General features: G+C 64.8%; 12 protein-coding genes and 1 pseudogene. 8 read left to right on the forward strand and 5 right to left on the reverse strand.

All coding sequences use genetic code 11. From position 1 onward, the window contains the following. Positions 1–71 precede the first annotated feature (71 nt). Positions 72–776, reverse strand: a complete 705-nt coding sequence (locus tag IC762_RS23065; protein WP_195784507.1) for a glutathione binding-like protein — start codon at positions 774–776, stop codon at positions 72–74. A 100-nt stretch (positions 777–876) separates the two neighbouring features. On the opposite strand from IC762_RS23065, the gene IC762_RS23070 reads away from it, so the two are divergent. Then, a complete protein-coding gene (locus IC762_RS23070) occupies positions 877–1,899 on the forward strand; it encodes a methionine synthase (protein WP_195784508.1) in 1,023 nt (340 codons plus the stop codon). A 4-nt stretch (positions 1,900–1,903) separates the two neighbouring features. Here IC762_RS23070 and IC762_RS23075 read toward each other — a convergent pair whose 3' ends face one another. The 3 genes from IC762_RS23075 to IC762_RS23085 form a co-directional block, all read right to left on the reverse strand. Further along, a complete protein-coding gene (locus IC762_RS23075; protein WP_195784509.1) occupies positions 1,904–2,518 on the reverse strand; it encodes a hypothetical protein in 615 nt (204 codons plus the stop codon). Positions 2,519–2,630: 112 nt separating this feature from the next. Next, positions 2,631–3,158: a xanthine phosphoribosyltransferase gene (gpt, locus tag IC762_RS23080; protein WP_195784510.1), complete on the reverse strand. Its 528-nt coding sequence runs from the start codon at positions 3,156–3,158 to the stop codon at positions 2,631–2,633. Positions 3,159–3,164: 6 nt separating this feature from the next. Beyond that, on the reverse strand, positions 3,165–3,920 hold the full coding sequence (locus IC762_RS23085) for a competence/damage-inducible protein A (RefSeq protein WP_195784511.1): 756 nt from the start codon (positions 3,918–3,920) through the stop codon (positions 3,165–3,167). A 235-nt stretch (positions 3,921–4,155) separates the two neighbouring features. On the opposite strand from IC762_RS23085, the gene IC762_RS23090 reads away from it, so the two are divergent. The 6 genes from IC762_RS23090 to IC762_RS23115 all read left to right on the forward strand — a co-directional run bounded on the left by IC762_RS23090 (position 4,156) and on the right by IC762_RS23115 (position 9,757). Continuing rightward, entirely contained in the window at positions 4,156–5,574 is a 1,419-nt protein-coding gene (locus tag IC762_RS23090) for a circularly permuted type 2 ATP-grasp protein (protein ID WP_195784512.1), read from the forward strand. Between the two features lie 7 nt (positions 5,575–5,581). Further along, positions 5,582–6,526 (forward strand): alpha-E domain-containing protein, encoded by a 945-nt coding sequence (locus IC762_RS23095; protein ID WP_195784513.1) that lies wholly within the window; start codon positions 5,582–5,584, stop codon positions 6,524–6,526. A gap of 174 nt (positions 6,527–6,700) precedes the next feature. After that, a complete protein-coding gene (locus tag IC762_RS23100) occupies positions 6,701–7,543 on the forward strand; it encodes a transglutaminase family protein (RefSeq protein ID WP_195784514.1) in 843 nt (280 codons plus the stop codon). A gap of 137 nt (positions 7,544–7,680) precedes the next feature. Then, the gene (locus IC762_RS23105) at positions 7,681–8,106 is read left to right on the forward strand and encodes a carboxymuconolactone decarboxylase family protein (RefSeq protein WP_195784515.1); all 426 of its coding nucleotides are present in this window, start codon (positions 7,681–7,683) and stop codon (positions 8,104–8,106) included. 114 nt (positions 8,107–8,220) lie between these two features. Further along, complete coding sequence (locus IC762_RS23110) at positions 8,221–8,982, forward strand: peptidase (protein ID WP_195784516.1); 762 nt, start codon at positions 8,221–8,223, stop codon at positions 8,980–8,982. Positions 8,983–8,995: 13 nt separating this feature from the next. After that, a complete protein-coding gene (locus IC762_RS23115; RefSeq protein WP_195784517.1) occupies positions 8,996–9,757 on the forward strand; it encodes an SDR family oxidoreductase in 762 nt (253 codons plus the stop codon). 275 nt (positions 9,758–10,032) lie between these two features. On the opposite strand, the gene IC762_RS23120 is transcribed toward IC762_RS23115, so the two are convergent. Beyond that, the gene (locus IC762_RS23120) at positions 10,033–11,256 is read right to left on the reverse strand and encodes an MFS transporter (protein ID WP_195784518.1); all 1,224 of its coding nucleotides are present in this window, start codon (positions 11,254–11,256) and stop codon (positions 10,033–10,035) included. A gap of 116 nt (positions 11,257–11,372) precedes the next feature. Between IC762_RS23120 and IC762_RS23125 the strand changes: the two are divergent. Beyond that, a pseudogene (locus IC762_RS23125) lies at positions 11,373–12,620 on the forward strand (NupC/NupG family nucleoside CNT transporter); the annotation flags it as partial. Between the last annotated feature and the right edge of the window lie 414 nt (positions 12,621–13,034).

Here is a 13,034-nt window from a genome sequence, read left to right on the forward strand (position 1 = left end):
CATTTACCCACTGAACCGGTGGAAGAATGGATTCCGGGCTCGCGCTTCGCGCGCCCCGGAATGACGACAAATCATTTCTTCTCAGCCAGCTCCCTCGCCTTCTGCCCGAACATGTTCTTGCGCGCTTCCTCATCGAACGGCTCCTTGACGAACTTACCGATTGCAAGCCCCGCCTGCACCTGCGGTCGTGCACGCACGGTGGCGTACCAGCGCTTGATGTTCGGGTAATCGTCCAGCGTGAAGCCCTGCGCCTTGTGGGTCATGGTCCAGGGGAAGCAGGCGATGTCGGCGATCGAATATTCATCGCCGGCGACATAGGCGCCGGTCTTGCCGAGCTGGCGGTCGAGCACGCCGTAGAGCCGCGCCGCCTCGTCGCGGTAGCGCTCGATCGCGTAGGGAATCTTCTCCGCCGCATAGAGCGCGAAATGGCCGTGCTGGCCGAGCATCGGCCCGAGCCCACCCATCTGCCACATCACCCATTGGATGACGGTCGAACGCGCACGCAGCTCCTTCGACAGGAAACGCCCGGTCTTGTCGGCGAGGTAGATCAGGATCGCGCCGGTCTCGAACACCGAGAACGGGCCGCCGCCGTCGGCAGGCGCATGGTCGACGATCGCGGGGATGCGGTTGTTCGGGCTGATCGCGAGAAATTCGGGCCGAAACTGTTCGCCGGCGCGGATGTTCACCGGGATCACCGTGTACGGCAGCCCCAGTTCCTCCAGCATGATCGAGATTTTCCAGCCGTTCGGCGTCGGCGCGTAATGCAGGTCGATCATCGGCGTCTCTATTCCCCGTCGAAAAGACTTTTGTTGTTCTGTACGGCGACCATAGGACATGGCAGACAGGCGCTCAATCCGAACCGTCCGGGAGGCTCCCATGCTGTTTCCAACCACCGTCGCCGGCTCCCTGCCCAAGCCCGAATGGCTGGCCGAGCCGAACGTGCTGTGGGCACCCTGGAAGTCGGAGGGTGCCGAGCTGGCCCGCGCCAAGCGCGACGCCACCGTGCTCGCGGTCAAGCTGCAGGAAGATGCCGGCGTCGATATCGTCACCGAGGGCGAGCAGGCGCGGCAACATTTCGTGCACGGCTTCCTGGAAAAGATCGAGGGCATCGATTTCGCCCACAAGGTCGAGATGGGCATCCGCAAGGATCGCTACAAGGCGATGGTGCCGCAGGTGACGGCGCCGCTGCAACTCAAGGGCCGCGTCCATGAAAGCGAGGCGCGTGCGGCACGCGCGCACACCAAGAACAGGCTGAAATTCACCCTGCCCGGCCCGATGACCATCATCGACACCATCGCCGACCAGTATTACGGCGACCGCGTCAAGATGGCCTTTGCCTTCGCGGAGCTGTTGAACCAGGAGGCCAAGGCACTGCAGGCCGACGGCGTCGACATGATCCAGTTCGACGAGCCCGCCTTCAACGTCTACATGGACGAGGTCCGCGATTGGGGCATCAAGGCCTTGGAGCGCGCCGCCGAAGGCCTGACCTGCGCCACCGCCGTGCACATCTGCTACGGCTACGGCATCAAGGCCAACACCGACTGGAAGCAGACGCTCGGTGGCGAGTGGCGGCAGTATGAAGAGACGTTTCCGGTGATCGACAAGAGCGCGATCCAGCAGGTCGCGATCGAATGCCGCAATTCCAAGGTGCCGCTCGAATTGCTGGCGGCGCTGCCGAACAAGGTCGTGCAGGCCGGCGTGATCGACGTTGCCAGCGACGAGGTCGAGACCGCGGAGGATGTCGTCAAGGTGATCGAGGCGGTCACGAAATTCGTGCCGAAGAGCAACATCATCGCGACAACCAATTGCGGCATGGCGCCGATGCGACGGGATATTGCGGAAGCCAAATTGATCGCGCTCGGTTCGGGCGCTGCGCTGGCGCGGCAGCGGCTGGGGTGAACGGCTACGCCGCCGCGCTCGGGTGCAGCACCGGCCGGTAGCCGGAGCGAAACGCGCGGACCGTCGACGGCGGCGTCAGCAGCATGGCGGAAGCTGTCACGTCGGCTCTGTTGTAGCCGGCAAACGACCAGCGCCACGTCCTGCCATCGGTGACCAGATAGCTCTCGCCATCAGCCTGCACCATCGTGCCATCTGGCAGATCGGCCAGCGGTGTCGGCAACGGGTGCAGCCGCTTCTTGCCATGATCGAGCCGCTCGGCATGCAGCACCGCATCCATCGGCTTGACCTTGAGGTCGCTGACGCCGTTACCCTGCTCCCAGGCGGCGCGAAAGCGTTTTGCGTCCTCGCGGCGGCAGAAGAAGCAGGGACGGTGGCCGGCAGCGAAAGCGGTGGCTTCGTCAAGGAAGAACAGCTCGGTCCAGCTCTGCGTGCTCATCACCTGACGCCGCCGCCCCCTGAACTCGCAGACGCAGGTGAGCCAGGCCGGCGTCGACCAGCGTTTTCTCAGCAGCGTCCGCGTCGCCGGATCATGGATGATACCGCGATTGCCGGTGAAGGTGCCGCGATGGGAGGTGGCGACGATGTCGCCTGACGGTGTGACGCGGTTTTGCAGGGACATGGCACGCCTCTAACCACAATCGTCATTGCGAGGAGCGCAAGCGACGAAGCAATCCATAGTGCCGCATACGCGGGGGCATGGATTGCTTCGCTTCGCTCGCAATGACGTCAACTCAGGCCGCGCCGTCGCGGATCGGCGGCTGGAACGACAGCGCGGTGTCCCAGGGAAAGAAAATCCAGGTGTCCTGCGACACCTCGGTGATGTAGGTGTCGACCAGCGGACGCCCTTTCGGCTTGGCGTAAACGGTGGCGAAATGCGCATCGGGCAGCAGCTCGCGCACCAGCTTGCCGGTCTTGCCGGTGTCGACGAGATCGTCGACGATCAGCAGGCCCTTGCCGGTGCCACCGCCGAGTTTTGCGGTTTGCTCCGAAATGCCCTTCAGCACTTTCAGATCGCCCTGCTTGTCGTGGTCGTAGCTGGCGACGCAGACGGTATCGATGATCCGCAGGCCCAGCTCGCGCGCCACGATCGCGGCCGGCACCAGCCCGCCGCGGGTGATCGCTATCACTGCGTGGAATGGCCCAACCTCGTTGAGCCGCCAGGTCAACGCCCGGCAGTCGCGGTGGAATTGATCCCATGAGACAGGAAACGGCCTGCCGGCGCGCTCCTGTGAGGTCTGGTCTGAAGGCTTGTCAACCATCGCGTCTCAACCTACCGGCGGCTTGTTCTGCGCGGCGTGCAGCTTCGCCAGCATCTCCTTCACCTCCGCCATCGCCGCCGCGAGCTTCTGCGGATCGCGCGAGCGCACCACCAGATTGGTGTTCGGCTTCTGGTTCTCGTCCTGGAACGGATAGCTGCCGATGATGGTGTCGGGATGCGCCTCCGCGATCGCACGCAGCGGACCGCCGATATCGCCTTCGCGCGCATCGGCGCGGACCGAGTCCGATAGCATCCGCACGCCCGATTTCAACGTCGGCGCCACGATGTCCATCATCGCCTGCATGATGGTGGGGATGCCCGCCATCACGATGACATTGCCGAGTTTGAAGCCGGGCGCCAGGATCGTCGCGCTCTGGATCAGCTCGGCGCCATCAGGCACGCGCGCCATCCGCAGCCGGGCCTCGTTGAGGTCCTGCTCGCTCCAGCGCTCCCTGAACCGCGCCACCACGTCGGGGTGGTGGTTGATCGCGACCCCGAACGCCTTGGCCACGCTGTCGGCGGTGATGTCGTCATGGGTCGGTCCGATGCCGCCGGTGGTGAACACGTAGGTGTAGCGATGCCGCAGCGCATCAAGGGCGGCAATGATGTCCGCCTCCTCGTCGGCGACGACGCGGACTTCCTTCAGGTCGATGCCGATATTGGTCAGGTATTCGGCGATGAAGCCGATATTCTTGTCCTTGGTCCGGCCGGACAGGATCTCGTCGCCGATCACCAATATCCCCGCCGTGACGATCTCGCTCATGGTCATTCCCTAGCACTCGCCCTAACTTGATCCCCTGACATTGCCGGTCCAATGCCTTGATGTCACGGGGTTTTGCCGCCGAAATAAGCAGATCCCAGCCGGTTTTTCAGGCAGCGCCCCGGCTCATCCCCGGCAAATGCCGCGGGCCAATGCATATCGCGCTGGCCCGCCCCTTGCTACCACCACCTCAAGTCATGCACTGTGTGCTGCTGGCTTGGGAGGGCAGTCGGGATATATGGCAGTTGCGTTCGATGAGATGAACGGCCTCGGCGCGGATTTGCGCCCGGCCTATGAGGAGCTCTCCCGCTGGCTCAAGGAGACGCCGCCGGATGCGCTCGAATATCGCCGCCAGGAAGCCGAGCTGCTGTTTCGCCGGATCGGCATCACCTTCGCGGTCTATGGCGATGCCGAAGCCACCGAGCGGCTGATCCCCTTCGACGTCATCCCGCGCATCATGTCGGCCAAGGAATGGACGCTGCTGGAGAAGGGCCTGAAGCAGCGCGTGCTCGCGCTCAACATGTTCCTGAAGGACATCTATCACGGCCGCGACATCCTGCGCGCCAACATCATTCCCGAGGATCTGATCTTCCAGAATCCGGTGTTCCGGCCGGAGATGAACGGCCAGGACGTGCCGCACGACGTCTATGTCCACATCGCCGGCATCGACATCATCCGCACCGATCCGGAAAACTTCATCGTGCTGGAGGACAATGCGCGCACGCCGTCCGGCGTGTCCTACATGCTGGAAAACCGCGAGATCATGATGCGGCTGTTTCCGGACCTGTTCGCGCGCCACCGCGTCGCGCCCGTGGAGCGCTATCCGGACGAGCTGCTGTCCGCGCTGCGCTCGGTGGCGCCGCACTCTGCCGCAGCCGAGCCGACCGTCGCGCTGATGACGCCGGGCGTCTACAACTCGGCCTATTACGAGCACTCGTTCCTGGCCGACAAACTCGGCATCGAGCTGGTCGAGGGCCGCGACCTCATCGTCAAGAACGACGAGGTGTTCATGCGCACCACCGAGGGGTTGAAGCGGGTCGACGTGATCTACCGTCGCGTCGACGACGACTTCCTCGATCCCCTCACCTTCCGCCCGGATTCCGCGCTCGGCGTCCCCGGCCTGATGTCGGCCTACGCAGCCGGCAACATTACGCTCGCCAATGCGGTCGGCACCGGCATTGCCGACGACAAGGCGATCTATTCCTACATGCCCGACGTCGTGAAGTTCTACCTCAGCGAGGAGCCGATCCTGAAGAACGTGCAGACCTGGCGCTGCCGCGAGCCGCAGGATCTGGCTTACGTGCTCGACAACCTCGCCGACCTCGTCGTCAAGGAGGTGCATGGCTCCGGCGGCTACGGCATGCTGATCGGCCCCGCCGCCACCAAGGCCACGATCGAGGCATTCCGCGACAAGCTGAAGCGCGAGCCGGAAGGTTTCATCGCCCAGCCGACGCTGGCGCTGTCGACCTGCCCGACCTGCACCGACAAGGGGCTGGCGCCGCGCCATGTCGATCTCCGCCCGTTCGTGCTGACCGGCAGCGATCGCACCACCATCGTGCCCGGCGGTCTCACCCGCGTCGCGCTGAAAGAAGGTTCGCTCGTGGTCAATTCGAGCCAGGGCGGCGGCACCAAGGACACCTGGATACTGAGTGAGTAGCTGAAGCATGCTGTCGCGCACCGCCGAAAACCTGTTCTGGCTGGCCCGTTACGTCGAACGCGCCGAATATCTGGCGCGCACCATCGACGCGACGCTGCGCGTCACGGCGCTGCCGGCGGCCTATGTCGGCAAGACCAATGAATGGGATTCCGCGCTGCTCACCGCCGGCGTCGGCGCCAGCTTCTACGATCACTACGAGGAAGCCAACGAGCAGAACGTCGTCGAATATCTCTCCTTCTCGGCGGAAAACCCCTCCTCGATCAAGAACTGCATCGAGGCGGCACGCCTCAACTCGCGCTCGGTGCGCACCGCGCTGACATCGGAGATGTGGGACACGATCAACTCGTCCTGGATCGAGCTGCAGGCGGTCTGGAGCAAGGGCCCCGCCAACCGCGAGGAATTGGCGAAATTCCTGCGCTTCGTGCAGGAGACCTCGCTGCGCTTCGACGGCTCGGCCTACCGGACCATGCTGCGCAACGACGCCTACTGGTTCTCGCGGCTCGGCGTGCATCTCGAGCGCGCCGACAACACCGCGCGGATTCTCGACGTGAAGTATCACATGCTGTTGCCCGAGGAGGAGCATGTCGGCGGTCCGCTGGATTACTATCAGTGGACCTCGATCCTGCGCTCGGTCTCGGCAACGACGGCCTATCATTGGGTCTACCGGGAAACCCTGAAACCCTGGCTGATCGCCGATCTGCTGATCCTCAACGACACGCTGCCGCGGTCGCTGGCGAGCTGCTACAGCAATCTGGTGCGCAATCTCGACCAGATCGGCGTCGCCTATGGCCGCCAGGGCGCCGCCCAGCGCCACGCCCGCGGCATCAGGAACCGGCTCGAGCACAGCCACATGGACGACATCTTCCAGCACGGCGTGCACGAGTTCATCCAGGAATTCCTCGCGGACAATTCGCGGCTGGGTGAGATCGTCACCAAGCAGTATCTGATCTAGGACCCTGGCCGGGGCAAAGACCCATAAATCTCGTCATGCCTGGGCTTGACCCGGCCATCCACGCCTTGCTTTGAAGGGCGATAAGGAAGAAAGACTTGGATGCCCGGGTCGAGCCCGGGCATGACGGCCTTTTGATCCAGAACTCGACTGAACCCAGCTACGCTCCGGTGAGCCATGCGCCTGCGGATAGCCCATACCACCACCTATCGCTACGAGCCGGCGGCCTCGGGCGTGATCCAGATTCTGCGGATGACGCCGGGCAGCCATGACGGCCAGTACGTCGCTGAATGGCAGATCGACGTCTCGACCGATTCCAAGCTCGACATCCACGAGGACGCCTTCGGCAACGTCACCCACGTGCTGACCCATGGCTCGATCGCGGACCTCACCATTCATTGCGAGGGCCTGATCGAGACCCACGACACCGGCGGGGTGCTGCGCGGCACCGACGAGCGGTTTCCGCCGAGCCTGTTCCTGCGCCCCACGCCGCTCACCGACCTCAACCCGGCTATGACGAGTTTCGTGCGCGAGCTGCGCGCGGAGGCCGGCGCCGACGTGCTCGGCTTCCTGCACGCGGTGATGGTGCAGATCTACGAGCACATGACCTTCGACGAGGATCCGACCAACAGCGCGACTTCCGCCTCCGAGGCGTTCGCGCTGAAGCGCGGCGTCTGCCAGGACTACGCGCACATCTTCATCGCCTGCGCGCGCGCCGGCCTCGTGCCGGCCCGCTTCGTCTCCGGCCATTTCCTGCGCTCCGACGGCATGGTCAACCAGCAGGCCGGCCACGCCTGGGCGGAGGCCTTCGTGCCCGATCTCGGCTGGGTCGGCTTCGATGCCGCCAACGGCATCTGCACCACCGACGCCCACGCCCGCGTCGCCATCGGCCTCGACTATCTCGGCGCCGCCCCGGTCCGCGGCACCCGCTATGGCGGCGGCAACGAGACGCTGACGGTCGCGGTCAAGGTCGACCAGGCCGGGCGTCCCGGCCAGTGGCAGAGCCAGACGCAATCGTAAGAGCGCCGTCGCTTCGTAGGATGGGTAGAGCGCAGCGAAACCCATCGCCTTCGTGCCGCGCATCGAGATGGTGGGTTTCGCTGCGCTCTACCCACCCTACGCGGCTGTCGCTTCAAACCGCACCAGCGAGACCGATCATGGCAACCGTCAAACTGCTCTCGGACGACGAACTCTCCGCCGAAGCCCGCGCCGTCTTCGACGATATCCGCAAAACGCGGAACTCGGACTTCGTCAACAATTTCTGGCGCGCGCTGGCGCACGATCCGAAGACGCTGCGGCGCACCTGGGAGAGCATCAAGGAGGTGATGGCGCCGGGCGCGCTCGATTCCAAGGTCAAGGAGATGCTCTATGTCGCAGTCTCGGTGGCCCATGGCTGCAGCTATTGCATCCACTCGCACACCGCGGGCGCCCGCGCCAAAGGCATGACGGAGGAAGAATACCGGGAAATGCTGGCGATCGTCGGCATGGCCGCCGAGACCAACCGGCTTGTCACCGCGCTCGGCGTCCCCGTCGACGAGGCCTTTCTGGTCGACGCCCCGGCGGGACGAACGCAGGAAATGTGACGACCCGGCCGTTTCCGAAACGGGCAGCAGCCGGCGGCCAATTGGGGTTGGATGCCACCTCGAAATTGGCTACTAGTTTCCCCGCCGAGACAGTCGGACCGGTGGGGACTGGACATGACCTATTGCTGCGGAATTCTGGTGCGAGACGGCCTTGTGATGATCGCCGATACCCGCACCAATGCCGGCCTGGACAACGTCTCGACCTTCCGCAAGCTGCACATCTTCTCCGCCCCCGGCGAGCGCATTATGGCGATCGCCAGCGCCGGCAATCTGGCTGTCAGCCAGTCGGTGCTGTCGACCCTGACCGAGGGGATGGAAGATCCGCACACCGGCGAGCTCGAGACCTTGATGAACGCGCCGACCATGTTCCAGGCGGCGCAGCGCATCGGCCGCGCCATCCGCTCGGTGCATGCCACCGAGGGCGATGCACTCCGCGCCGAGGACATCTCGTTCGACGTCTCGTTCCTGTTCGGCGGCCAGATCAAGGGCTCGCGGATGCGGCTATTCATGGTCTACACCGCCGGCAACTTCATCGAATGCACCACCGACACGCCGTATTTGCAGATCGGCGAGCACAAATACGGCAAGCCGGTGCTCGATCGCGCCATGCATTTCGATGTCGAGCTCTATGAGGCGCTGAAAACGGGGCTGATCTCGATGGATTCGACGATGCGCTCGAATCTCGGCGTCGGCCTGCCGATCGACGTGCTGGTGGTGCGCACGGACGCTTGCGAGGCCGACCTCAACCACCGCATCGAGGCCGGCGAGCCCTATTTCCACGATCTGCGCTCGCGCTGGTCGGCGGCACTGCGCGCGGCGCATCAAAACATTCCGCGGCCGCCCTACAAGAACGAAACCGAAGCAAAAACCAAGTAAGAGGAAACTGAGAATGACTGAGGCCCACAGCAAGATCGCGCTCGTGACCGGTGCCGGCACCGGCGTCGGACGCGCGGCATCGCTCGCTTTGATGAACGCAGGCTACACCGTCGTGCTCGTCGGCCGCCGCGTGGAGATGCTGGAGGAGACCGCCAAGCTCGGCGTCGCCGGCAAGAGCCTGTGCGTCTCCGCCGACATGGCCAACCCGGCTTCGATCGCCGCGCTGTTCGACAAGGTCAAGGCCACTTACGGCCGGCTCGACGTGCTCTTCAACAACGCCGGCATGGGCGCGCCGCCGGTGCATTTCGAGGACCTGCCGCTGGAGCAGTGGCAGGCGGTGGTCAACACCAACCTCACCGCGCCGTTCCTGTGCACCCAGCACGCCTTCCGCATCATGAAGGACCAGACGCCGCGCGGTGGCCGCATCATCAACAACGGCTCGATCTCGGCGCATGCGCCGCGGCCGTTCTCGGCCGCCTACACCTCGACCAAGCACGCCATCACCGGCCTGACCAAGGCATCCAATCTCGACGGCCGCATGTACGACATCGCGGTCGGCCAGGTCGACATCGGCAATGCCGCGACCCCGATGACCGACCGCATGGTCAACGGCCCCGGCGTGCTGCAGCCCGACGGCACGTCGAAGCAGGAGCCGCGGATGGATGCAAAGGCGGTCGGCGACGCCGTCGCCTACATGGCCGGCCTGCCGCTCGACGCCAACGTGCTGTTCATGACTGTCATGGCGACCAAGATGCCGTTCGTGGGGCGGGGCTGATCAAAATAGCGAAAACAACCCCATGCAAAGGTGTCGGCGGCTGCCCGCGCTCGATACGGCCGCTTGACACGTCGGGCAACTCAGGGATATTCTTCCAATATTCCGAAATCGTGCAAATGGTCGGACCGGGGCTGAACTCTCGTGCCCCGGGCGCGGCGCGGCATGCAATGCTGCGCCGCTGAACCGGGGCCGATTGGCTCCGTCCGCCGTACCGTGAGATGGGTCCCGGCTCTGCGGCGCATCGCTTCGCGCTGCACCGCGTCCGGGATACGAGCCTACTCCAGCTTCTCCACATCCCGCAGCGTCGGGAACAGCTTCATCCAGAGCAGCGCGACCGCGACGGTGGCGACGCCGCCGAGCACGGCTGACGGCACGGCGCCGAGCAGCGCCGCGGTGACGCCGCTTTCGAACTGGCCGAGCTGGTTGGAGGCGTTGATGAACAGGAAATTGACAGCGCCGACGCGGCCGCGCATCGCGTCCGGAGTGGCGAGCTGCACCAGCGAGAAGCGGATCACGACGCTGATCGTGTCGGCCGCGCCGAGCACCGCGAGTGCCAGCGCCGACAGCCACATCCAGTGCGACAGCGCGAACACCACCGTCGCCACGCCGAATACGATCACCGCCTGGAACATGCGCATCCCGACGCGGCTGTTGATCGTATGCCGCGCCAGCACCATCGTCATCAACAGCGCGCCGACCGCGGGCGCGGCGCGCAGCACGCCGAGACCGAGCGGGCCGGTTTGCAGGATGTCGCGGGCATAGATCGGCAGCAGCGCGGTGACGCCGCCGAACAGCACCGCGAACAGGTCGAGCGAGATGGTGCCGAGGATCGCCGGATTGCTGCGCACGAATCTGACCCCGGCAAACAGATCGTCCGACGACGCGGCATCCTTGACCGGCGCCTGCTGGAGCCGGCCGATGCCGCCGGTGAGGATCGCGCCGAACAGCCAGAACAGCATCATCACGGCATAGGGCGCGCTCGGCATCAGCGCATAGGCGAAGCCGCCGATCGCAGGCCCCGTGATGGTCGCGATCTGCGCCGCGCCGCTCGAGATCGCGGTCGCCCGCTGCAACGAGCCTTGTGGCGCGATCAGCGGCAGCAGTGCCGCGGTCGCCGGGCTCTCGAACGCGCCGGCGATCCCGAGCACGAACGTCGCAATGAAGATCTGCACCTCCGAGATCGTGCCCGCGAAGGTGCTTGCGCCGAGCGCCAGCGCAGTCAGCGCCTCGGCGATCTGGCAGGCCTGCATCACGCGCTTGCGCTCGAAGCGGTCGGCCGCGTGGCCGGCGACGAACACCAGCAATGCCGTCGGCAGGAACTGGACCAGGCCGACCATGCCGAGATCGAAGGCGCTGCCGGTGAGATCGTAAATCTGCCAGCCGATCGCCACCGCGCCGATCTGGCTGGAAAAGCGCGACAGGCTGCGCGACGACAGAAAGAACAGGAATGGTGAGTGGCCGAGCAGATCGCGGGCGCCGACCGGCATGGTGGAGGACATGACTGAGTGCGTGGCCGAGCGCCTGCAACTTGTCAATGCTGTCGATAGCAACGGGCACCAGCATTGCGCTGCGCGCGGCCGATGCCATAATCGCGCGAAGGGTTTTCGGGGGCGTCATGCTGCAATTGCAATCGGCGTTCGGCGTGGTGGCGTTGCTTGCGATCGCTTGGACGCTCAGCGAGAACCGCCTGATGGTGTCGCCACGGCAGGCGGCGATCGGGCTCGGCGCCACCATCGTCACCGCGCTGGTGCTGCTCAAGGTGCCGCTGGTCGCAACCGCGTTCGGTGCGATCAACGATGCGGTCGGCACCATCGGCGCCGCGACCCGCGCCGGCACCGCGTTCGTGTTCGGCTATGTCGGCGGCGGCACGCTGCCGTTCGATCCCAAGCTGCCGGGCAGCGATTTCATCCTCGCCTTCCAGGCGCTGCCGATCGTGCTTGTCATGAGCGTGCTGACGACGCTGCTGTTCTATTGGCGCCTGCTGCCGCCGATCGTGCGCGGCATGGCCTGGCTGCTCGAACGCACGCTCGGTGTCGGCGGCGCGGTCGGACTGTCGACCGCCGCCAACATCTTCCTCGGCATGGTGGAAGCGCCGCTGTTCATCCGCCCCTATCTGGCGCAGCTGACCCGCAGCGAATTGTTTCTGGTGATGACCGGCGGCATGGCGGGCATCGCCGGCACCGTGCTGGTGCTCTACGCCACGCTTCTTGCTCCCCTCATTCCAGATGCGGCCGCGCATTTCGTCATCGCCTCGGTGCTCGGCGCACCGGCTGCGATCCTGGTCAGCCTGATCATGGTGCCGGAAACGTCGGACAAGCGCACCGGCGGGGCGCTCGAGGATCCCGACGTGCAGGTGTCCTCGACGATGGACGCGATCGTCAAGGGCACGACGGCCGGCCTCGAGCTGTTGATGAACATCGTCGCGATGCTGCTGGTGCTGGTGGCGCTGGTCTATCTCGTCAACGCCATCATCGGGCTGTTGCCCGAGATCGGCGGCGCCAGGATCTCGCTGCAGCGGCTGCTTGGGCTCGTGATGGCGCCGGTGTGCTGGCTGATGGGGCTGCCCTGGCCGCAGGCGATCACGGCGGGCAGCCTGATGGGCACCAAGACCGTGCTGAACGAGCTGATCGCCTATGTCGAGTTGTCGAAGCTCGGCAGCGACGCGCTCGATCCGCGCTCGCGGCTGATCATGCTCTACGCGATGTGCGGCTTCGCCAATTTCGCCAGCCTCGGCATCATGATCGGCGGCCTCGGCACCATGGCGCCCGCGCGGCGGGAGGAGATCAACGCGCTCGGATTGAAGTCGATCGTCTCGGGCACGCTGACGACGTGTCTGATGGCGGCGATCGTCGGGGTGCTGACGCCGGAGCCCAAATGGAGCGAAGCGCATACCTCGACGGCACCTGCACCAATAAGCTTGAGGTGTATTTCAGCCACCTGCGCCGTGCCGAGATCGGCATCCACGACCATACCACGGGTGCCTATCTCCTCTGGTACGCGCTGGAGTCCTCATGACGTGAGGACAACCGCCGGGTTTCGAACGGAGGTCAAGTGAACCGTATTGCGCGGCCTTGGCAACTCAAATGAGGCAGGAGCGTCGATTTCATTGGCTACTGGCAGCGCCATCTGGGACAATGATCCAGGTCACGAAATTAAATTATCAGCAAGGGTATTGAGCCAAAGTGAGTGTACGCTATATTCCAATTGCTATGTTGAGTCTGCATTCCCACCCGTAAGTAGCTGAGATGTCAGGAAAAAAATACCTATCAGGTTTTCT

It is taken from the genome of Bradyrhizobium genosp. L (genome assembly GCF_015624485.1).
Lineage (GTDB): Bacteria > Pseudomonadota > Alphaproteobacteria > Rhizobiales > Xanthobacteraceae > Bradyrhizobium.